We start from the raw sequence: 20474 nt of genomic DNA on the forward strand, positions 1-20474 counted from the left end.
GCGGGCCCCACAGCCGTTTCAGCGCCCGGCCGCCCGCTGGAGGGCGCTGGCCAGCAGGGCGAGGTCGGTCGGGCCGTTGCCCAGTTCGCGGACCGGGCGGCGGGCCGGCGGGGCGCCGAGCTGGAGCGGGTCGATGGCGACGACGGTGGGGCGCAGGGTCGCGGTGCGGGGGATCCGGCCGCTGATCCGGGCGGTCTGGAAGGCGGTGACGCCGCCGTCGGGCAGCCGGAGGTAGCCGCGGCCGGGGGTGTCCTCGCCGAGGGCGGCGGCGTCGCCGAGATGGATGAGCAGGTCGGAGTCGGCGGGGTCGTCCGTGCGCAGGGCGATCCGGAGCAGGGCGGCCTCGTCGACCTCGGTGCCGGCGCTCTCCTCGGGGCGGCCGGTGGTGACGGCGAGGTGGATGCCGAGCGGGCCGCCGCGCCGGGCGATGGCGGCCAGGGCGCGGGCGAGCGGGCGGCCGGCGGGTGAGGTGGGGGCGAGCAGGGCGTCGTAGTCGTCCACCACCACGACCAGCCGGGCGGGGGCCGGTCCGGCCGGGGCGGCGGCCGGCCGGGGGGTGTCGCCGCTGCGCGGCTGGACGACCCTGGGGGCGCTGGGGTGTCCGCCCGCTCCGACCGCGGCGGGCACCGGCACCTCGGGCCGGTCCGCGTCCAGGCCCTGCTCCCCGTCGAGAATGCGGGCCGCCTGCCAGGAGGCGAAGTCCAGCCCGTCGAAGAGCCGCTCGCGCAGCGCCAGTTCGTCCTGCAGGGCCTCCGCGGTGAGCAGTGCCTGCCGGGGTTCGTCGGCGGCGTTGACCCGGCCGGTGACGTGCGGCAGTTCGGTGCAGCCGTCCAGACCGCCGTCGCCCTCGGCCGCCCGGCCCTCGACGATCGTCACGGTGAGCCGCTCGGGCCGCTCGGAGACCGCCAGCGAGGCGACCAGGGTCCGCAGCAGTTCCGTCTTGCCGCTGCCCCGGGCGCCGCCGATGAGCAGGTGCGGGCCGCCCGGGTCGGGGGAGGGGAGGGTGAGCTCGGGGTCGGCGAGGTCGAGGGTGCAGAGCTCGTCACGGGTGGTGCCGAGCAGTGCGACGGCCGCGCCGATGCCTCCGGCGTGGGCGTCCCAGCGGGCGGAGAGCTTGGCGGGGGTGACGGTGTCGAGCTGGAGCAGGTCGAGCAGGCGCAGCGCGTCGGGCAGTGGCCCGCGGGCGGCGGGCACGGCCTCGCGCAGCGGGGCGAGGACCCGGGCCAGCCGCTCGGCCCAGGCGTCGGAGACGGCGTCCAGCGAGACCTCGTGCAGGGTCTCGCGGCCGCGGGCGACCGGCCGGTCGATGGAGAGCTGGGTGCCGACCTCGCCGGTGATCAGGGCGGTGGCGCCGAGGCCGCGCGGCAGCAGCTCGGGCTGCTCGGCGAGGCAGATCGGGAAGATGCCGACGGCGGGGCCCTGGCGCAGCAGCAGGTCGAGCGCCTGGCGGGCGGCCGCGGTGGCCGGGCGGCCGTCGACCACGACCACGGTGGCGGGGTGTCCGCCGAGGCCGGTCGGGCCGGTGAGGCGGGCGGTGAGTTCGGTGAGGCGGGCGGTGGCCTGGTCGTCGTCGAGGCCGAGCAGCAGCCGGCAGTCCTGGCCGTCGGCGGGGCGCAGGTGGGGCAGCCAGAGGGCCCAGGCCCAGGTGTCGACGCGGTCCTGCGCGGGCCGGGCGGGGTCGGCGTCGACCACGACCAGGCTGAGGCCGGTGGGCGGGTGCAGCGCGGCGAGCTGGGCGACGACGGCCCTGGTGAGGGCGTCGAGGCGCTCGCGCGGGCCGCTGAGGCCGAGGCTGCCGGCGGTCTGGAGGTCGAGGGTGACGGGGACGGCGGGCAGCATGGTGCCGGGCGAGGTGCCCGCCCCGCCGGGCCGGTCGGCGGTGCCCAGGCGCAGGGTGAGCGCGTCGGGGTGGCCGGGGCCGCGCTCCCAGAGCCGGGGGCCGGGGCCGAGCGCGTTGAGCAGCACGGTGGCGAGGTCGGGCCAGCGTTCGCGCTGGGCGGCGGCCTGCCGGACGCGGACGGCGGCGTGGTGGCGCTCGGCGCTCTCCTGGCCGGGCGGTTCGACGGTGCGGCCGAGGCGCAGCGAGAGCAGGCCCCTGGTGCGGCCGGCGGCGGGCTCCGGGGCGGCGGGCTGTTCGAACACGGGCGGGGCGTGCCTGACCGGGGCGGGCGCGGCGAGCTGGAGGTGGCCGTGGCCGTCGGGGAGCGCCGCGCGGGCGGGCGCCCCTGAGGCGTCCCCGAGATCCGGCACGGTGATCTGGAGGGTGGACTCGCCGATCCGCAGCAGGGCGCCGCCGTCGAGCGGGACGGCCTCCTCGGGCGGGCCGGGCGGCACGAGCCGGCCGTCCAGGGCGGTGCCGTTGGTGGAGCCGAGGTCGCGGACGGTGACCCGGCCGTCGGCGGTGAGGTGCAGGGCGAGGTGCAGCCGGGAGACGTCCGGGTCGTCGAGCGGGACGTCGGCCTCGCCGGAGCGGCCGACCCGGATCTCCCGGCCGTGCAGGCGGTGCACGCCGCCGGCGTCGGGGCCGCCGACGACCCGCAGTTCGGCGGCGGCGGGCCCGTCGTCGGGGTCGTCGGCGGTCGGGTCGGGCTCGTTGAGACTGAGGACGGCGCCGTCGAGCAGCGGGGGGTGGCCGAGCAGGGTGTGCTCGTCGACCCGGTGCGCCCCGGCGTACAGGTGCACATGGGTGGCGGCCCGTGGGCCGCGCACGCCCACGGCGCCCGCGAGGGCGCCCGCGAGCGAGCCGAGCGCGGTGCCGACGGGCGCGGTGACCAGCACGTCCACGTAGGGGATGGCGGAGCCGGCGGCGGCCGGGCCGCTGCGCGGTCGGAGGACGGTCAGCCGGATCTGCATCTCGCCCGCGGGTCCCTTCTGCTGGTGTGACGCTTGGTACCGCTGCCTCGTGCCACCGCGGAGGCTGCCGGGGCAGTCGCGACGACCCTTGGGCCACAAGAGTGGCGAGTGTCATCCTGCCATCCGTCACGGACAGTCCGCGCACGGTACCGGATTTGACGATCTTGCGATCATCGCCATGGTGGAGGCGACGGAGGGTCAGGTCAACCGCCCCGGGGGCGGCCGTCCGCCCCGACCTCGGGAGGAACCCCGGCGGGTACCCGGGGAGGAACCCCGGCGAGTACCCGGGGGAAGGCCTCGGCGAGGCCCGTCCGTACCGCGGGGAGGAGGCCTGAGGGGCACCCGGTGTCATCCCCTAGGGGATGACACCCAGGGCCGCCCGGATGCCCTCGCCGGTCGCCTCAGAAACGTGAACGGACACCGTTAGAGTGGCCCGGACACGGGCCCGGCAGGCTCACCGCACCGGCGGAGGAGCGCCCCGCGCGGGCGGCACGGCGAGGAGTGCGACAGGTGCGGCCAGTCGGCAGCAAGTATCTGCTTGAGGAGACCCTCGGACGGGGGGCCACCGGCACCGTCTGGCGGGGCCGGGTGCGCGCGGATGTCGCGGTGCCCGGCAGTGAGCCCGGGCAGTCGGTGGCGATCAAGGTGCTGCGCGAGGAGCTGGCGGCCGACCCGGACGTGGTGATGCGCTTCCTGCGCGAGCGCTCGCTGCTGCTGCGGCTGACCCACCCCAATATCGTCAAGGTCCGCGACCTGGTCGTCGAGGGCGAGCTGCTGGCCCTGGTGATGGACCTGATCGACGGCCCCGACCTGGCCCGCTACCTGCGCGGCAACGGCCCGTTCAGCCCGATCGCCGGCGCCCTGCTGATGGCCCAGGTGGCCGACGCGCTGGCGGCCAGCCACGCCGACGGCGTGGTCCACCGCGACCTCAAGCCCGCCAACGTGCTGCTCGCCTCCACGGTCGTGGACGGCACCGAGCAGATGCACCCGATGCTGACCGACTTCGGCATCGCCCGGCTCGCCGACTCCCCGGGCATCACCCGCACCCACGAGTTCGTCGGCACGCCGGCGTACGTCGCGCCGGAGTCCGCCGAGGGCCGTCCGCAGACCTCCGCGGTGGACGTCTACGGCGCCGGGATCATGCTGTACGAGCTGGTCACCGGCCGGCAGCCGTTCCAGGGCGACGGCCCGCTGGCGGTCCTCCAGGCGCACCTCGCCCAGGAGCCGCAGCGCCCGGCCAACCTGCCCGAGCCGCTCTGGACGGTGATCGAGCGCTGTCTGCGCAAGGACCCGGCGCAGCGGCCGGGCGCGGTCTCGCTGGCCCGCGCGCTGCGGGTGGTCGCGGCGGGCGTCGGCGTGCACGCCTCCCCGGCCGCGGTGGACGCCGCGCTCGCGGTCGGCGCGCTGCTGCTGCCGGACCCGCAGCCGGCCGCGGTGCCGACGGCGGCCCCCGGAGGCCTCGGCGGTCCCACCGGCCCCGGCGGTCCGATGGCCGGCCTGCCCGGCGCCGAGGACCGGACCCAGGTGCTGACGGCCGGCCCGCCCGGCCAGCAGTACGACCCGGCGGCCGCGACCCGCCTCATGGGCACCCAGCTGCCGCCCGCCGCCCCGTACGGCGCCGCGGACCGCACCCAGGTGATGCCGCCGACCGCCGGTCCGCCGGTCCCGCCCGGCCCGCCGCAGCCCGAGGCGCCGCACCCGTGGCAGACCCAGCTGCGCGCCGCGCGCGACCGCAACCAGCAGACCGAGGTCGGTTACTTCGACCCGGCGGAGTTCGAGGCCCCGCCGGTGGCCCCGCCGCCGTACCAGGCCGGCGGGCCCGGCCGTCCGCAGGGCTACCAGCAGCAGCCGCCCCCGCCCGGCTACGGGCAGGACCCGCGCCGCCAGGGCCCGCCGCCGCCGCCCGGCTACGCCCAGCGCCCGCCGGTGGCCCCGCCGCCGTACCAGGCGCCCGGTGGCGGCCGTCCGCAGCCGCCCGGTGGCTACAACCAGCCCCCGCACGGCCACCAGCAGGCCCCGCAGGGGTACGGCCAGGGGCAGGGCCGCCCCGGGCAGCCCCCGGCCGGCCCGCAGGGCGGCTACCCGCAGCCGGCCCCGCCGGCCGTCCCGCGCCGGGCCGAGCCGCCGGCGCCCCAGCACCGTGAGCCCCCGCAGCACCGTGAGCCCCCGCAGCACCGGGAGGCGCCGCCGCGCGAGCCGGCCCGCCGGGAGCCCGCGCCCGCCCGCGAGCCGCGTCCGCGCAGCCGCAACCGGATGTACATCCCGGGCCTCGGCTGCTTCAAGGGCTGCCTGATGGTGCTGCTGGTGCTGGCCGTCGCGGCGGTGGCGCTGTGGAACTTCACGCCGCTGCCGCAGTACTGGACCAACGTCCAGGACTGGTTCAGCGGCGCGAGCGACTGGGTGGGCAACCTGGTCGGCAGTTCGAAGAACTGACCGGGGACGGGCGCCGGGGCGCCGGACGCGGCCGCGGGACCGCGCCGGGCCCGGCCGCCCGGTCGAACACCCCGCCCCGGCGGCAACATTGACGCTTTGTCGACAATTCACAAGATTTCTCGCCCGCCGCTGCCTGTCCGGCGCCCTCAGGCGACCCGGGAAGGGTGTTCGGGCGCGTAGGTTGGTCGCTGTTGTCCCGCCCCACCGAGCGCACCGGACCCCCGGCGCGCTCCCGCCGCCCACGGAGCAGCATTGGCACGCAAGATCGGCAGCCGGTACACCGTCCACCAGGTGATCGGCCGGGGCTCGGCCGGGACGGTCTGGCTCGGCGAGGGGCCGGACGGCCCGGTCGCGGTCAAGCTGCTGCGCGAGGACCTGGCCGCCGACCAGATACTGGTCGGCCGCTTCGTCCAGGAACGCGCCGCGCTGACCAGCCTCGACCACCCCCGGGTGGTCGGCGTGCGCGACATGGTCGTCGACGGCAGCGACCTCGCCCTCGTCATGGAACTCGTCCAGGGCACCGACCTGCGCTCCCGGCTGGAGCGCGACGGCGCGCTCGCCCCGCAGACCGCCGTCTCGATCATCGCCGACGTGGCCGACGGCCTGGCCGCCGCGCACGCGGCCGGCATCGTCCACCGCGACGTCAAGCCCGAGAACGTCCTGCTCGACCTCGCCGCCGCCCCCGGCCCCGGCGGCGCCCCGCGCGCCAAGCTCACCGACTTCGGCGTGGCCCGCCTGGTCGACGCCCCGCGCCGGACCCGCGCCACCCGGATCATCGGCACCCCCGACTACCTCGCCCCGGAGATCATCGAGGGCCTGGAGCCGCGTGCCGCCGTCGACATCTACGCCCTCGCCACCGTGCTGTACGAGCTGCTGGCCGGCTTCACACCGTTCGGCGGCGGCCACACCGGCGCGGTGCTGCGCCGGCACGTCACCGAGCAGGTGCCGCCGGTGCCCGGTCTGCCGGACGGCCTCTGGCGGATCATCGCCGAGTGCCTGGCCAAGGCCCCGGCCTCCCGGCTGCGCGCCGCCGAGCTGGCCGAGCGGCTGCGCGAGCAGCTGCCCGCGCTCACCGGCCTGCCGGTGCTGGCCGTGCCCGCGCAGGGCCGCACCCCGGCCGAGGAGCCGCTGACCCCCGGCGAGGCCGTGTACGCCGAGGTGGACGCCGCCCCGGGCACCCACAAGCGCCGCCGCGGCCCGGCCGTCCCGCTGGTGCCCGGCGCCGCCCCCGACTCCACCCGCGACACCCACACCAGCCTGCGCCGCCCCTCCGCCCACGAGCTGGCCTCCTACGCGGCCGAGTCCCGCGCCCAGCGCACCGCCCCGGGCACCGGCCACCGACGGGACCGCCAGGCGCTGCTGCGCCGCCGCCGGGTGCTGGCCGTCCTGCTGGCCGTGGTCCTGCTCCTGGCGGGCGCCGCCGCGGCCTGGACGGCCTTCGCGGCGGACGTCCCGGACGCCGGGAACCCGCCCCGCCCGGGCGCCGTCACCAGCGCACCGAGGGCCCCGTAAAGGGCCGAAGGCCCCCGGTGTCGCCGGATGCCCCCCCGGAACCATTACCCTGGGTGCGTGGCAGCCGTCGATCCTTCCGAAGAGCTCAAGAACCTCGAGACGACCATGGGGTCGATCGAGGCCGTCCTCGACCTGGACAAGATCCGGGCCGACATCGCGCGTCTGGAGGAGGAGGCAGCCGCCCCCGACCTGTGGGACGACGTCGCGAACGCGCAGAAGGTGACCAGCCGGCTCTCCTTCCTCCAGGGCGAACTGCGCCGGGTGCAGAGCCTGCGCAGCCGGGTCGAGGACCTCGGCGTCCTGTTCGAGCTCGCCGAGGCCGAGGACGACGCGGACACCCGCGTGGAGGCCGAGAACGAGCTCACGGCCGTCAAGAAGGCGGTCGAGGAACTGGAGGTCCGCACCCTCCTGTCCGGCGAGTACGACGCCCGTGAGGCGCTGATCAACATCCGGGCCGAGGCCGGTGGCGTGGACGCCGCCGACTTCGCCGAGCAGCTGATGCGCATGTACCTGCGCTGGGCCGAGCGGCACAACTACCCCACCGAGGTGTACGACACCTCGTACGCGGAGGAGGCCGGCATCAAGTCCGCGACCTTCACCGTCAAGGCGCCGTACGCCTACGGCACCCTCTCGGTCGAGCAGGGCACCCACCGCCTGGTCCGCATCTCGCCGTTCGACAACCAGGGCCGCCGGCAGACCTCCTTCGCCGGGGTCGAGGTGCTCCCCGTCGTCGAGCAGTCCGACCACGTCGACATCGACGAGTCCGAGCTGCGCATCGATGTCTACCGCGCCTCCGGCCCGGGTGGCCAGGGCGTCAACACCACCGACTCGGCGGTGCGCATCACGCACATCCCGACCGGTGTGGTGGTCTCCTGCCAGAACGAGCGCTCGCAGATCCAGAACAAGGCGTCCGCGATGAACGTCCTCCAGGCCAAGCTGCTGGAGCGGCGCCGCCAGGAGGAGCGGGCCGCGATGGACGCGCTCAAGGACAGCGGCAGTTCCTGGGGCAACCAGATGCGCTCCTACGTGCTGCACCCGTACCAGATGGTGAAGGACGTCCGCACCGAGTACGAGGTCGGCAACCCGCAGGGCGTGCTGGACGGCGACATCGACGGCTTCATCGAGGCCGGCATCCGGTGGCGCAAGCAGCGGGAGACCGCCGCGCAGTAAGCGGTGACACGAAGAAGGCCCCGACGGTTCTCCGTCGGGGCCTTCTTCGTGACGTTCGGGAGCCGGGAATCAGGCCAGTGCCTGCCGGGCGATCAGCGCCACCGCGAGCAGTCCGGCCAGCAGGGCCAGCAGCAGGGCGGGGGAGAGCGCGGCGAACGGACCCTGCTGCTCCTGCAGGCGGGCCCGGTTGGCGCGGCACACCGGGCAGCGGCCCTCGCTCACGCGGCCGTTGCAGTTGGCGCACACCAGATGGTCGCAGGTCATGCGATCTCCTCCTCGCTGCTACAGCCAACGCACCGGACGGGGCTTTGGTTCCTCTGGTTGCCCTGTGCGGGGGAGCGGCCGACCCGGGCCGCTCTCTCCACTCTGCCAGGTTCTGCGGGTTCCGGCCCCCGGGCTGTGAGATGCCTCGCAATTTTCGGGGCATAAGCGGACATTGTCCCCCAACTTTCGCCAGCTGTCACCGGCCGGTCCTGCGAGCCGGGTGCCGCTTCGCGTATGGTCCCAAGCCGGGAGCGGCCTCTTCCGCTCCTTCCGCCGCCCCAGGGCCGGGCGCCCGGGGTGGACCGACCGAGGACTGGCGCCGCCTAGGATGGCCTCCGTGATGCAGCCGTGATCAGATTCGACAACGTCTCCAAGACCTATCCCAAGCAGAATCGTCCCGCCCTGGACAACGTCTCGCTGGAGATCGAGAAGGGCGAGTTCGTCTTCCTGGTCGGCTCGTCCGGCTCGGGCAAGTCCACCTTCCTGCGCCTGTGCCTGCGCGAGGAGCGCCCCAGCACCGGTGAGGTGCACGTGCTGGGCAAGGACCTGGGCAAGCTGTCCAACTGGAAGGTGCCGCACATGCGCCGCCAGCTGGGCACCGTCTTCCAGGACTTCCGCCTGCTGCCGAACAAGACGGTCGCGCAGAACGTGGCCTTCGCGCTCGAGGTGATCGGCAAGCCCAAGAGCGCCATCGGCAAGGTGGTGCCCGAGGTGCTGGACCTGGTCGGCCTCGGCGGCAAGGAGGACCGCATGCCGGGCGAGCTCTCCGGTGGCGAGCAGCAGCGTGTGGCCATCGCCCGGGCGTTCGTGAACCGCCCGATGCTGCTGATCGCGGACGAGCCCACCGGTAACCTCGACCCGCAGAACTCGGTCGGCATCATGAAGCTGCTCGACCGGATCAACCGCACCGGCACCACGGTGCTGATGGCCACCCACGACCAGGCCATCGTCGACCAGATGCGCAAGCGCGTCATCGAGCTCGACAAGGGGCTGCTGGTCCGCGACCAGGCCCGCGGCGTCTACGGATACCAGCACTGATTCACCAGCACTGATTTCCGTAGGCCGCCGGCCCACGCTGCCAGACCGGTCCCGACCCTGGAGTTGTTACACGCATGCGCGCCCAGTTCGTCCTGTCGGAGATCGGTGTGGGTCTCCGCCGCAACCTGACGATGACCATCGCGGTCGTCGTCAGTGTCGCGCTCTCCCTCGCCCTCGCCGGTGCCTCGCTCCTGGTCCGTGACCAGGTGAACTCCATGAAGGGGTACTGGTACGACAAGGTCGAGGTGAGCATCTACTTCTGTACCAAGTCGGACGCCCGCAACTCGCCGCAGTGCGACAAGGGCGCGGCCACCGACCAGCAGGTCGCCGACATCAAGACCCAGCTGGACAAGATGGATTCGGTGGTCCAGTCGGCGACCTTCGAGAACTCCGCGGAGGCGTACAAGCACTGGAAGGAGATGAACCCGGACAACCCGCTCATCTCCGTCCTCGGCCCGGAGGCCATCCCGCAGTCCTGGCGGGTGAAGCTCAAGGACCCGACCAAGTACGACGTCATCCAGAGCGCCTTCGCCGGCAAGCCCGGCGTCAAGTCGGTCGAGGACCAGCGGAAGATCCTGGAGAACCTCTTCGGGCTGCTCAACGGCCTCCAGACGGCGGCCTTCGTCATCATGGTGCTGATGCTCTTCGTCGCCCTGTTGCTGATCGTCAACACCGTCCGGGTGTCGGCGTTCAGCCGCAGGCGTGAGACCGGCATCATGCGCCTGGTCGGTGCCTCGAACTTCTACGTCCAGATGCCGTTCATCGCCGAGGCCGCGTTCGCCGCCCTGCTCGGCGCCGTGATGGCCTCCGGACTGCTGCTCGGCGGGCACTTCTTCGTCCACAGCTGGCTGGCCGACCGGGTGCAGTTCATCCACTTCATCGGCCTGAGCTCGGTGCTGGCGGTGATACCGCTGCTGGTCGTGGTCGGTATGGGCATGGCCGGTATCGCGGCGTTCTTCACGCTGCGCAAGTACCTGAAGGTCTGACCCGGCTCCCACCGGCCGGCCTCCCGGCGGCCCCGGACGGCACCGCGCCGTCCGGGGCCGCCGCCGTTTCACCGTCAGCCGTTCCGGTACGGCGGGCTCCGCGCGGTGTCTAGACTCCGATGCCATGCCAGAAACTCCGCGAAGGGCACGTCAGGCGGTCACCCTCAGCCTGGTGTTCGGCGCCGTGCTGCTGGCCGGGGCCGCCACCGGTGCCTGGGGCGACCCGGGCGCGCCGCCGCGCCGCCCGGCAGCCGCCCCGGCCGGGGCGGGCTTCGCGACCGGCCAGGACCCGGCCGGCACGACCCTCTCCGAGCAGCAGGCCGAGCATCTGATCGGCGTCAACGGCGACCGCTGGGGCGCCTATTACAGCGCGCAGGAGTACGCCGAGTTCAGCCAGGGCCTGGACGGCCGCTACCTCGGGGTGGGCCTCTCGGTCGGCCGCGGTCAGGACGGCGTCACCGTCGTCTCCCAGGTGCAGCCGGCCGGCCCGGCCGCCGCGGCCGGGATCGCCCCCGGCGACCGGCTGCTGCGGATCGACGCCGACCCGGCCGACCGGCTGCCGGTCACCGAGGTGGTCGCCCGGCTGCGCGGGCGCGAGGGCGAGCGCCAGGCCGGCTCGGAGGTCACCCTCGCCGTCCGGCGCGGCGACGGCGAGGTCCGCGAACTGCGGCTGCGCCGGGCCCTGCTGGACACCCAGCAGGTCACGGTGGAGCGGCTGGACAAGGGCGTCGTCCGGATCACCGTACGGGCCTTCACCAGCGGGGTGGCCGAACAGGTGCGCGCCGCGGTGCGCACCGCGCACGCCGGGGTGGTGCTCGACCTGCGCGGGAACTCCGGCGGCCTGGTCGAGGAGGCCGCCGGCACCGCCGCCGTCTTCCTCGACGGCGGCCCGGTCGGCTCCTACCAGGAGCGCGGCGGGACCCGCGAACTGACCGTGCCGCCCGGCGGCGACCAGCGCACCCCGCTGGTGGTGCTGGTGGACGGCGGCACGATGAGCGCCGCCGAACTGCTCACCGGCGCCCTCCAGGACCGCAGCCGGGCGGTGGTGGTGGGCGGGCGCACCTTCGGCAAGGGCACCGTCCAGCAGCCCAGCCGGCTCGCCGACGGCGCGGTGCTGGAACTGACCGTCGGCCGCTACTACACCCCGGCGGGCCGCTCCCCGGACGGCACCGGCCTGACCCCCGACGTGCCCGCGGCCGGCTCCGAGGACGCCGGCGCGCTGGCCCTGCGGGTGCTGGCGGGTCTGGGGACGCGGACGTAAAGGGGCTGCCCGACACCGGGTCGGGATGCGAGAATAATCGGCGTTATGGCAAAGGAAACCGGACAGAAGCTGATCGCGCAGAACAAGAAGGCGCGACACGAGTACACCATCCTCGACACCTACGAGTGCGGTCTCGTGCTCACCGGCACCGAGGTCAAATCACTGCGCGAGGGTCGGGCCAACCTGGTCGACGGCTACGCCTACGTCCAGAACCACGAGGCGTGGATCGACAACGTCTTCATCCCCGAGTACACCCAGGGGACGTGGACCAACCACGCGGCACGGCGCAAGCGCAAGCTGCTGCTGCACAAGCTGGAGATCCACAAGATCGAGGCCAAGGTGCGGGACGCCGGCCACACCCTGATCCCGCTCTCGCTCTACTTCAAGGACGGCCGGGTGAAGCTCGAACTCGCGCTCGCCGTCGGCAAGAAGCTGTACGACAAGCGGCAGACGCTGCGCGAGAAGCAGGACACCCGCGAGACGGCCCGCGCGGTGGCGGCGGCCCGGCGACGCCAGGGTTAATCCGCTGGACCCCCGCTGGTCGTCTCGCGTACTATGGCGCCAGCAACACGGTACGGGTCGGGTCACCGCCCGCCGAGCTGTTTCTCAACAAAACATGGGGATGATCGGTTTCGACAGGGGACGTCGAAACAGGAGAAGCGAGCCGAGGAACGCGGCAATGATCTCGTTAACCATCTGTCGCAAAAAAATAATCGCCAACACTAAGCGCGATTCCCAGCAGTTCGCTCTCGCTGCCTAATAAGCACCGATAGCGCTTGGGTGTCAGACCGGGGAGTTCCCGACCCGGACCCTGGCATAATCTAGGGAACTCAACCGTCCGCCCGGGCTGCGAGGGCGGATGGGAAATCAAACAGCAGCTGGGCCTGTTGGCGGCTTGTCCGCGTGACCGCCAGGGCCGAGAAAATCACAGCGGACTGCGCTCGGAGAAGTCCTGAATCCACTCCACTGGACCCGGGTTCGATTCCCGGCATCTCCACCACCCCATGTTTGACACCATGAAGGCCGCCCTCCAGCCGGAGGGCGGCCTTCGTCGTGCCCGGCCCGTCCGCCGGCGCCCCACCAGTACCCCACCCGACGCCCTGCCCGTCGGCGCCGCGGCAGGCGGTGCAGCGCGGACAAGGGTCGGCGGCGTAGGATTTTCCGTCCGCTCATTTCTCCGAGCCGGATCCACCCACCGCAGGACGTACGTCAGGGGGCTTCTTGGGCGCGCACGGCTCAACCCAGTACTCCGCCGCAACCACCGAGGCCATGCAGAGCAACACGGACACCGCCACCGCCACCGCCGCCACCGCCACCACCGGCGCCGCCACCGATGGGGACACCATCCGCGAGCGCGAGATCGCCGGCGAACAGCGCCACCTCGACACCGTCTACCACCGCCTGGAGGAGAAGCTCGCCGAAGCCGAGTACATCCTGGAGGACGCCGCCAAGCGGGTCCACGTCGGCACCCCCGGCGCGCTCGCCGAGCGCGACGCCCAGGTCTACCGGGCCGGCGCCCACCTCCAGCGGCTCAACAACGAGTTCGAGGACTTCCTCTTCGGCCGGATCGACCTCCAGCGGCCCGACGCCCCGGAGGAACACGGCATCCCCTCCAACACCCCCTTCGACCCGGCCGACCCGGCCGTCGCCGAGACCCTGCACATCGGCCGGCTCGGCGTGCTGGACGCCGAGTACGGCCCGCTGGTGATCGACTGGCGGGCTCCCGCCGCCGCGCCGTTCTACCGCTCCACCCCCCTGGAGCCCGGCCGGGTCATCCGCCGCCGGGTGATCCGCTCCAAGGGCCGCAAGGTGATCGGCGTCGAGGACGACCTGCTGCGCCCCGACCTCACCCCCACCCTGGACGGCCACGAGCTGGCGGTGGTCGGCGACGGCGCGCTGATGGCCTCGCTGGGCCGGGCCCGCAGCCACTCGATGCGCGACATCGTCTCGTCCATCCAGAAGGAACAGGACGAGGTGATCCGCGCCGCCGCGGCCGGTGCCACCCTGGTCACCGGCGGCCCCGGCACCGGCAAGACCGCCGTCGCCCTGCACCGCGCCGCCTTCCTGCTCTACCAGGACCGCCGCCGCTACGCCGGGGGCATCCTGGTGGTCAGCCCGACGCCGCTGCTGGTCTCGTACACCGAGGGCGTGCTGCCCTCGCTCGGCGAGGAGGGCCAGGTCGCCATCCGCGCGGTCGGCTCGCTGGTGGACGGCATCGAGGCGGACACCTACGACACCCCGGAGGCGGCCCGGGTCAAGGGCTCGGCCCGGATGACGCAGCTGCTGCGCCGGGCCGCCCGGGCCGCGCTGGAGCTGGGCGCGCCGCAGGAGCTGAAGGTGGTCGCCCGCGGCGAGGTGCTGCGGCTGGACGCGGGCCGGCTCAAGGGGGTGCGCGGGAACGTCATCGGCTCCGGCGGCACCCCGCTGAACCTGCTGCGCCCGCGCGCCCGCCGGCTGCTGCTGGACGCGCTCTGGCAGGAGGCCACCCGCCACCTGCCCAGGCCCGCCGACCACTACGCGCGCGAGCAGCGCCAGGAGGAGAAGGAGTCGTTCGACGACTACGTCTCGGACGAGGCGCCGTTCCTGGACTTCCTGGACGCCTGGTGGCCCGCGCTGACCCCGCGCCGGGTGCTCGGCACGCTCCGGCAGCCCCGGCACATCAACCGGACCGCCCGCCGCGCCGTGACCCCGGAGGAGGCGAAGGTGCTGGCCGCGTCCTGGCGGCACCTCTCGGACCGCGGCGAGGGCGCGCTGTCCGCGCACGACGTGGCGCTGGTGGACGAGCTCCGGGTGCTGCTCGGCGAGGCGGCCCGCCCGAAGGTCCGTGAGGTGGACGCGGTGGACCTGCTGAGCGGCCTGGACGAGGTCACCACCTTCGCCGACCGCAACTCCCGCCAGCGCGAGCGCGTGCCGGTCGAGCGGACCGAGTACGCGCACATCATCGTGGACGAGGCCCAGGACCTCACCCCGATGCAGTGGCGCATGATCGGCCGCCGGGCCCGGACGGCCACCTGGACGATCGTCGGGGATCCGGCGCAGTCCTCGTGGCCGTTCCCGCAGGAGGCGCAGTCCGCGCTGGACGAGGTGCTGTCCGGCAAGCCGCGCCGCCGGTACACGCTGACCGTGAACTACCGCAACCCGGCCGAGATCGCCGAGGTGGCGGCCAAGGTGCTGGCGCTGGCGGCGCCCGGGACGCCCTCGCCGAGCGCGGTGCGCGAGGTCGGGGTCGAGCCGCGCTTCGCGGCGGTCACCGACCCGTCCCCGGAGGCCTTCGGGGCGGCGGCCCGGGCCGAGCTGGAGCGGCTGCTCGCCGAGGTCGACGGCACCGTGGCCGTCGTCGTGCCGATGGACCGCCGGGCCGAGGCGGCCGGGTGGATCGAGGGGCTGGGCGGCCGCGCGGTGGCGCTGGGCAGTCTGGAGGCCAAGGGTCTGGAGTACGACGCGACGGTGGTGGCCGACCCGACCGGGATCGCCGGCGAGTCGGAGGCCGGCCTGCGGGTGCTCTACGTGGCGCTGACCCGGGCGACCCAGCGGCTGACCGTGCTCTCCGGCCCGGACGACCTGCCGGACGCGGCGGGCGTGCCCGCGCTGCTGCACGACTGAGCCGGCCTGCCCTGACGGCCGCTCAACGAGCGGGGCCCCCACCACCGGTGGGGGCCCCGCTCGTACGTTGATGACACCGACCCGCCATGCTCGCCTCGCGGCAAGTGGTCGCTCGAAGCGACTAAGGTTGGGCCCGGGGGCTTGGATCGAGCCGGTGTCCCGTCCAATGTAACGCATCGGCCGCCACGGGCAAGAAGAGCGGCCGGTCTTCTCGCGGCGCGTTCCGCCGGGTCCGGTGTCCGCTTGTCGGGTCCGCACACTCAATGCACGTTATTTCTGACTTCTCCCTGGCAGGTGCGACGATCGAGGTCTAACATGCGCTGCGTGCCGATTCAACATCTTGTTGAAACCCGACACCGTGTTGAACTGCGTTCGGCCCGCAGCCACCCTCAGTGGACGGAAGAAGGACGTCGATGGCGACGGTGCCCAGTGTCTCCAACTCGATCACGGTGCGGCTGGAGGTCCCGGCCAGCGGCAGTGCTGTCAGTGCGATCACCACGGCGGTCGAGTCCTCCGGTGGATCGGTCACCGGTCTCGACGTGACGGCCTCCGGCCTGGAGGCCCTGCGGATCGACGTGACGGTGGCCGCCTCCTCGGTCGCGCACGGCGAGGAGATCGTCGAGAAGCTCCGCGCGATCGACGGCGTGTCGATCGGCAAGGTCTCGGACCGTACCTTCCTGATGCACCTCGGCGGCAAGATCGAGATGTCGTCCAAGCTGCCGATCCGCAACCGTGACGACCTCAGCATGATCTACACCCCGGGTGTCGCCCGGGTCTGCATGGCGATCGCCGAGAACCCCGAGGACGCCCGCCGCCTGACCATCAAGCGCAACAGCGTCGCGGTGGTCACGGACGGCTCGGCGGTGCTGGGCCTGGGCAACATCGGCCCGGCGGCCGCGCTGCCGGTGATGGAGGGCAAGGCGGCCCTGTTCAAGCGCTTCGCCGGCATCGACGCCTGGCCGATCTGCCTGGACACCCAGGACACCGACGAGATCGTGGCCATCGTCAGGGCGATCGCCCCGGGCTTCGCCGGCATCAACCTGGAGGACATCTCCGCGCCGCGCTGCTTCGAGATCGAGGCCCGGCTGCGCGAGGCCCTGGACATCCCGGTCTTCCACGACGACCAGCACGGTACCGCGATCGTGGTGCTGGCGGCGCTCACCAACGCGCTCAAGGTGGTCGGCAAGGAGATCGGCGACATCCGGGTGGTGATGTCGGGCGCCGGCGCCGCCGGTACCGCGATCCTCAAGCTGCTGCTGGCGGCCGGCGTCGAGCACGCCACCGTGGCGGACGTGCACGGCGTGGTCCACCAGGGCCGTGACGACCTCAACGACTCGCTGCGCTGGATCGCCGAGCACACCAACCGCTCGGGCCGCACCGGCACCCTCAAGGAGGCCGTGGCGGGCGCCGACGTGTTCATCGGCGTCTCGGCCCCGAACGTGCTGGACGGCGACGACCTGGCCACCATGGCGACGGACGCGATCGTGTTCGCGCTGGCCAACCCGGACCCGGAGGTGGACCCGGCGGTCGCCCGGCAGACCGCCGCCGTGGTCGCCACCGGCCGCAGCGACTTCCCGAACCAGATCAACAACGTGCTGGTCTTCCCGGGCGTCTTCCGCGGCCTGCTGGACGCCCAGAGCCGCACGGTCAACACCGAGATGATGATCGCCGCCGCCCGGGCGCTGGCCACCACCGTCGCGGACGACGAGCTCAACGCCAACTACATCATCCCGAGCGTCTTCCACAAGGACGTCGCCAAGACGGTCGCCGCCGCCGTGCGCGACGCCGCGCTGGCCGGGGCCCAGGAGGACCCGGCGCCGTCCCGTCCCACCCCGGGCATCGTCGGCACGCTGGACACCGCGTCCTTCCCGGTCGTCAAGCTCTGACCGGGAGCGCGCCGGAGGTGTCGCGGATCGGTCAAATGACCGATTAGCGGCCTTACCCGCCCAAGCCCGCCCCGAACCCTTGCGACACAAGGGCGAGGGGCGTGTTTGGGCTTGTCGTGCCTAGGGCGTACGGTAGCCCTGCACGGGGCAGGCGTGTCCGACAAGTACGGAACGTCCCCCTGGTCTTCCGGCGCGTCGTCCCGACCGCCGCCCGCGCCCGGTCCGCCGGAGCCGACGGAGCGTCATACCTCCGGCGGGCGGGCGTTGTTCGGGCGGTGAAGCCGGGGGCCCGATTGGCTTTCTCGGGGCAGGTCGGGGCAGGATTCGTATCCAGGCAGGCAGGCGGGCCTTTTCGACGGCACCGGCGCGCGGCACGGGGTACGAACCCGGCCTGCGACCACGCATTGCCTGAATGAGCACAGTGTGCGGACCTGCGGCCCATCCGGATGCCCCCGGAGGGAGCACCGTGTGGGCCCCCGCACACCGCAAGCGAACAGACCACAGGAGTACACATGAACCGCAGTGAGCTGGTGGCCGCGCTGTCCGAGCGCGCCGAGGTGACCCGCAAGGACGCCGACGCCGTTCTGGCCGCCTTCGCCGAGATCGTCGGCGAGGTCGTCGCCAAGGGCGACGAGAAGGTCACCATCCCCGGTTTCCTGACCTTCGAGCGCACCCACCGCGCTGCCCGCACCGCCCGCAACCCGCAGACCGGTGAGCCGATCCAGATCGCGGCCGGCTACAGCGCCAAGGTGAGCGCGGGCTCCAAGCTCAAGGAAGCCGCCAAGGGCGCCTGAGCAACCCCTTGAACGCCCGAGAGGCCGGGCCCCCCGTGAGGGGGGCCCGGCCTCTCGCCGTGGTGCGGGCCGGTCAGGCGTCGACCAGCTGCTCGTTGGGCAGCTCGACGTGGGCGCCGAGGTCGCGCAGCTTCTCCATGAAGTTCTCGTAGCCGCGGTTGATCAGGTCGATGCCGTGCACCGTCGAGGTGCCCTGGGCCGCCAGCGCCGCGATCAGGTACGAGAAGCCGCCGCGCAGGTCCGGGATGACCAGCTCGGCGCCGATCAGCTTGGACGGGCCGGAGACGACCGCGGAGTGCAGGAAGTTGCGGGCGCCGAAGCGGCACGGGGTGGCGCCCAGGCACTCGCGGTAGAGCTGGATGTGGGCGCCCATCTGGTTGAGCGCGCCGGTGAAGCCGAGCCGCGACTCGTACACCGTCTCGTGCACGATGGACAGGCCGGCCGCCTGGGTCAGCGCGACCACCAGCGGCTGCTGCCAGTCGGTCTGGAAGCCCGGGTGCACGTCCGTCTCCAGGGCGATCGCCTTGAGCTCGCCGCCCGGGTGCCAGAAACGGATGCCCTCGTCGTCGACCTCGAACGCGCCGCCGACCTTCCGGAAGGTGTTGAGGAAGGTCATCATCTCCAGCTGGCGGGCACCGCGGACGTAGATGTCGCCCTTGGTGGCCAGCGCCGCGCAGGCCCAGGAGGCGGACTCCAGGCGGTCCGGCAGCGCGCGGTGGTTGTAGCCGGAGAGCTCGTCCACACCGGTGATCAGGATGGTCCGGTCGGTGCCCATCGAGATGATCGCGCCCATCTTCTGCAGCACGCAGATCAGGTCGACGATCTCCGGCTCGATGGCCGCGTTGCGCAGCTCGGTGACGCCCTCGGCGAGGACGGCGGTGAGCAGCACCTGCTCGGTGGCGCCGACCGACGGGTAGGGCAGCTCGATCCGGGTGCCGCGCAGCCGCTGCGGGGCGACCAGGTAGGTGCCCTGCGGGTGCTTCTCGATCGAGGCGCCGAACTGGCGGAGCACCTCGAAGTGGAAGTCGACCGGGCGGCCGCCGATGTCGCAGCCGCCGAGGCCCGGGATGAAGGCGTGGCCGAGGCGGTGCAGCAGCGGGCCGCAGAACAGGATCGGGATGCGTGAGGAGCCCGCGTGCGCGTCGATGTCCGTGACGTTGGCGCTCTCCACGTGGGAGGGGTCGAGGATCAGCTCGCCGTCCTCGTCACCGGCGCGCACGGTCACGCCGTGCAGCTGGAGCAGGCCGCGAACCACCTTGACGTCGCGGATGTCCGGGACGTTGCGCAGTCTGCTGGGGCCCTGTCCGAGGAGGGCGGCGACCATGGCCTTGGGTACCAGGTTCTTCGCACCGCGGACGCGGATCTCGCCTTCGAGCGGGTTTCCGCCGTGGACCAGCAGGACGTCGTCGGTCATCGTTCTCGCAATCCGGGGTGCCAGAGGAGTGGGTGGGGCTCCGGTCAGAGAGCCGGCGGTGGACCGGTCGTACGGGCGCGTTCGGGCCCCCGGCGTGACCGAGTCGGCACCGTAAAAGGGCGTCCACCATCAGTAGATGGTAGTAGGCGTGCGGCTGGTTCCCGCCTGCCTCTCCCGTGATGGTGCTCTCTCGGGGTGGTGTTCCGCCCGCCGACACGTCCGTACGGGTGTTCGTCGGGCCCTGTGGTGTTTCGTGTTGCGGTGTCCGCCCCCGGCGGTTCTGCGGGATCATGTGAGGCATGACGGCGGCCCATTCGCACGGAGGACGGTCCCACACCGGCCGTTTGCTCGTCGCGACCCCCGTGCTCACCGACCCGAACTTCGCCCGGGCGGTGGTGCTCCTCCTCGACCACGACGCCGAGGGGGCGCTCGGCGTCGTCCTCAACCGGCCGACGCCGGTGGAGGTGGGCAGTGTGCTGGACGGCTGGGGCCGCCTGGTCGGGCAGCCGGCGGTGGTCTTCCAGGGCGGGCCGGTGGCCCTGGACTCGGCGCTGGGCCTCGGGGTGGCGCCGGGGGAGCCGGGGACCGGGGAGCCGCTCGGCTGGCGGCGGGTGCACGGTGCGATCGGCCTGGTGGACCTGGAGGCGCCGCCCGAGGTGATGGCCGGCGAGCTGGGCGCGCTGCGGATCTTCGCCGGGTACGCGGGCTGGTCGCCGGGGCAGCTGGAGGCGGAGCTCGACGGCGGCGCCTGGTACCTGGTGGACTGCGAGCCGGGTGACATCTCCAGCCCCGAGCCGGAGCGGCTCTGGCGCGCGGTGCTCCGCCGCCAGCGCGGCCCCCTGGCGCTGCTGGCGACCTACCCCGAGGACCCCACGCTGAACTGACGTGCGACCGCCCCGGCGCCGTACTGGCCCGCTTTCCCGGGGCCCCCATAGACTTGGCACCCATGAGCACTCTTGAGCCCGAGCGCGGCCTCGGCACCGGCACCCTGGTCGAGCCCGTCCCCCAGGTGTCCCACGGGGACGGCGACCACGAGCGCTTCGCGCACTATGTCCAGAAGGACAAGATCATGGAGAGCGCGCTCTCCGGCTCGCCCGTGGTGGCGCTCTGCGGCAAGGTCTGGGTGCCCGGGCGCGACCCGAAGAAGTACCCGGTCTGCCCGATGTGCAAGGAGATCTACGACGGCATCGGCAAGCCGCAGGACGGCAAGGACGGCGACGGAAAGTAGTTCCGCCCGGTCTGGACCATTTTGCAAAATGC

General features: G+C 73.3%; 15 protein-coding genes and 1 other RNA gene. 13 read left to right on the forward strand and 3 right to left on the reverse strand.

The genetic code is table 11. The annotated features are described in order from the left end of the window. Window positions 1-18: 18 nt before the first annotated feature. Window positions 19-2853 (reverse strand): FtsK/SpoIIIE domain-containing protein, encoded by a 2835-nt coding sequence (locus tag ACIQIB_RS31330; RefSeq protein WP_400762134.1) that lies wholly within the window; start codon window positions 2851-2853, stop codon window positions 19-21. A 510-nt stretch (window positions 2854-3363) separates the two neighbouring features. On the opposite strand from ACIQIB_RS31330, the gene ACIQIB_RS31335 reads away from it, so the two are divergent. The 3 genes from ACIQIB_RS31335 to prfB all read left to right on the forward strand — a co-directional run bounded on the left by ACIQIB_RS31335 (window position 3364) and on the right by prfB (window position 7968). Further along, window positions 3364-5286 (forward strand): protein kinase, encoded by a 1923-nt coding sequence (locus ACIQIB_RS31335; RefSeq protein ID WP_400762136.1) that lies wholly within the window; start codon window positions 3364-3366, stop codon window positions 5284-5286. Between the two features lie 252 nt (window positions 5287-5538). Further along, window positions 5539-6798 (forward strand): serine/threonine-protein kinase, encoded by a 1260-nt coding sequence (locus ACIQIB_RS31340; RefSeq protein ID WP_400658940.1) that lies wholly within the window; start codon window positions 5539-5541, stop codon window positions 6796-6798. Between the two features lie 57 nt (window positions 6799-6855). After that, on the forward strand, window positions 6856-7968 hold the full coding sequence (prfB, locus tag ACIQIB_RS31345; RefSeq protein WP_363611635.1) for a peptide chain release factor 2: 1113 nt from the start codon (window positions 6856-6858) through the stop codon (window positions 7966-7968). 69 nt (window positions 7969-8037) lie between these two features. Here prfB and ACIQIB_RS31350 read toward each other — a convergent pair whose 3' ends face one another. Beyond that, window positions 8038-8232: a hypothetical protein gene (locus ACIQIB_RS31350; protein ID WP_363611637.1), complete on the reverse strand. Its 195-nt coding sequence runs from the start codon at window positions 8230-8232 to the stop codon at window positions 8038-8040. A gap of 348 nt (window positions 8233-8580) precedes the next feature. Here ACIQIB_RS31350 and ftsE point away from each other — a divergent pair, with 348 nt between their 5' ends. From ftsE to ACIQIB_RS31390, 8 genes are all read left to right on the forward strand, one after another. Next, window positions 8581-9270 carry a cell division ATP-binding protein FtsE gene (gene ftsE, locus ACIQIB_RS31355; RefSeq protein WP_030394280.1) on the forward strand — a complete coding sequence of 230 codons (690 nt, stop codon included), beginning with the start codon at window positions 8581-8583 and terminating at the stop codon, window positions 9268-9270. A 74-nt stretch (window positions 9271-9344) separates the two neighbouring features. After that, window positions 9345-10256, forward strand: a complete 912-nt coding sequence (gene ftsX / locus ACIQIB_RS31360; RefSeq protein WP_363611639.1) for a permease-like cell division protein FtsX — start codon at window positions 9345-9347, stop codon at window positions 10254-10256. Window positions 10257-10380: 124 nt separating this feature from the next. Next, window positions 10381-11517, forward strand: coding sequence for a S41 family peptidase (locus tag ACIQIB_RS31365; RefSeq protein ID WP_400762138.1), 1137 nt, complete (start codon window positions 10381-10383; stop codon window positions 11515-11517). Window positions 11518-11562: 45 nt separating this feature from the next. After that, window positions 11563-12039, forward strand: coding sequence for an SsrA-binding protein SmpB (gene smpB / locus ACIQIB_RS31370; RefSeq protein WP_363611643.1), 477 nt, complete (start codon window positions 11563-11565; stop codon window positions 12037-12039). A 96-nt stretch (window positions 12040-12135) separates the two neighbouring features. Then, window positions 12136-12517: a transfer-messenger RNA gene (gene ssrA, locus ACIQIB_RS31375) on the forward strand. A 269-nt stretch (window positions 12518-12786) separates the two neighbouring features. Beyond that, window positions 12787-15120 carry a HelD family protein gene (locus ACIQIB_RS31380; RefSeq protein ID WP_400762140.1) on the forward strand — a complete coding sequence of 778 codons (2334 nt, stop codon included), beginning with the start codon at window positions 12787-12789 and terminating at the stop codon, window positions 15118-15120. A gap of 413 nt (window positions 15121-15533) precedes the next feature. Continuing rightward, window positions 15534-17006, forward strand: a complete 1473-nt coding sequence (locus ACIQIB_RS31385) for an NAD-dependent malic enzyme (RefSeq protein WP_363611647.1) — start codon at window positions 15534-15536, stop codon at window positions 17004-17006. 512 nt (window positions 17007-17518) lie between these two features. Further along, complete coding sequence (locus ACIQIB_RS31390; protein ID WP_030059737.1) at window positions 17519-17800, forward strand: HU family DNA-binding protein; 282 nt, start codon at window positions 17519-17521, stop codon at window positions 17798-17800. Between the two features lie 73 nt (window positions 17801-17873). Here ACIQIB_RS31390 and murA read toward each other — a convergent pair whose 3' ends face one another. Beyond that, window positions 17874-19214, reverse strand: a complete 1341-nt coding sequence (gene murA, locus ACIQIB_RS31395) for a UDP-N-acetylglucosamine 1-carboxyvinyltransferase (RefSeq protein ID WP_363611649.1) — start codon at window positions 19212-19214, stop codon at window positions 17874-17876. 299 nt (window positions 19215-19513) lie between these two features. Between murA and ACIQIB_RS31400 the strand changes: the two genes are divergently transcribed. Both ACIQIB_RS31400 and ACIQIB_RS31405 read left to right on the forward strand, forming a co-directional pair. Further along, window positions 19514-20098 (forward strand): YqgE/AlgH family protein, encoded by a 585-nt coding sequence (locus ACIQIB_RS31400; protein ID WP_363611651.1) that lies wholly within the window; start codon window positions 19514-19516, stop codon window positions 20096-20098. Window positions 20099-20160: 62 nt separating this feature from the next. Continuing rightward, window positions 20161-20442, forward strand: a complete 282-nt coding sequence (locus ACIQIB_RS31405) for a DUF3039 domain-containing protein (RefSeq protein WP_363611653.1) — start codon at window positions 20161-20163, stop codon at window positions 20440-20442. The last annotated feature ends 32 nt before the right edge of the window (window positions 20443-20474 follow it).

The organism is Kitasatospora sp. NPDC092286 (assembly GCF_044755565.1).
Taxonomy (GTDB): Bacteria; Actinomycetota; Actinomycetes; order Streptomycetales; family Streptomycetaceae; genus Kitasatospora.

Bases quoted from the DNA above. Each gene is read 5' to 3' on its own strand.
- ACIQIB_RS31330 (WP_400762134.1), bottom strand. From the start codon at position 2,853: ATGCAGATCCGGCTGACCGTCCTCCGACCGCGCAGCGGCCCGGCCGCC.
- ACIQIB_RS31350 (WP_363611637.1), bottom strand. From the start codon at position 8,232: ATGACCTGCGACCATCTGGTGTGCGCCAACTGCAACGGCCGCGTGAGC.
- ftsX (WP_363611639.1), top strand. From the start codon at position 9,345: ATGCGCGCCCAGTTCGTCCTGTCGGAGATCGGTGTGGGTCTCCGCCGC.
- ACIQIB_RS31365 (WP_400762138.1), top strand. From the start codon at position 10,381: ATGCCAGAAACTCCGCGAAGGGCACGTCAGGCGGTCACCCTCAGCCTG.
- smpB (WP_363611643.1), top strand. From the start codon at position 11,563: ATGGCAAAGGAAACCGGACAGAAGCTGATCGCGCAGAACAAGAAGGCG.
- ACIQIB_RS31380 (WP_400762140.1), top strand. From the start codon at position 12,787: ATGCAGAGCAACACGGACACCGCCACCGCCACCGCCGCCACCGCCACC.
- ACIQIB_RS31385 (WP_363611647.1), top strand. From the start codon at position 15,534: ATGGCGACGGTGCCCAGTGTCTCCAACTCGATCACGGTGCGGCTGGAG.
- ACIQIB_RS31390 (WP_030059737.1), top strand. From the start codon at position 17,519: ATGAACCGCAGTGAGCTGGTGGCCGCGCTGTCCGAGCGCGCCGAGGTG.
- murA (WP_363611649.1), bottom strand. From the start codon at position 19,214: ATGACCGACGACGTCCTGCTGGTCCACGGCGGAAACCCGCTCGAAGGC.
- ACIQIB_RS31400 (WP_363611651.1), top strand. From the start codon at position 19,514: ATGACGGCGGCCCATTCGCACGGAGGACGGTCCCACACCGGCCGTTTG.
- ACIQIB_RS31405 (WP_363611653.1), top strand. From the start codon at position 20,161: ATGAGCACTCTTGAGCCCGAGCGCGGCCTCGGCACCGGCACCCTGGTC.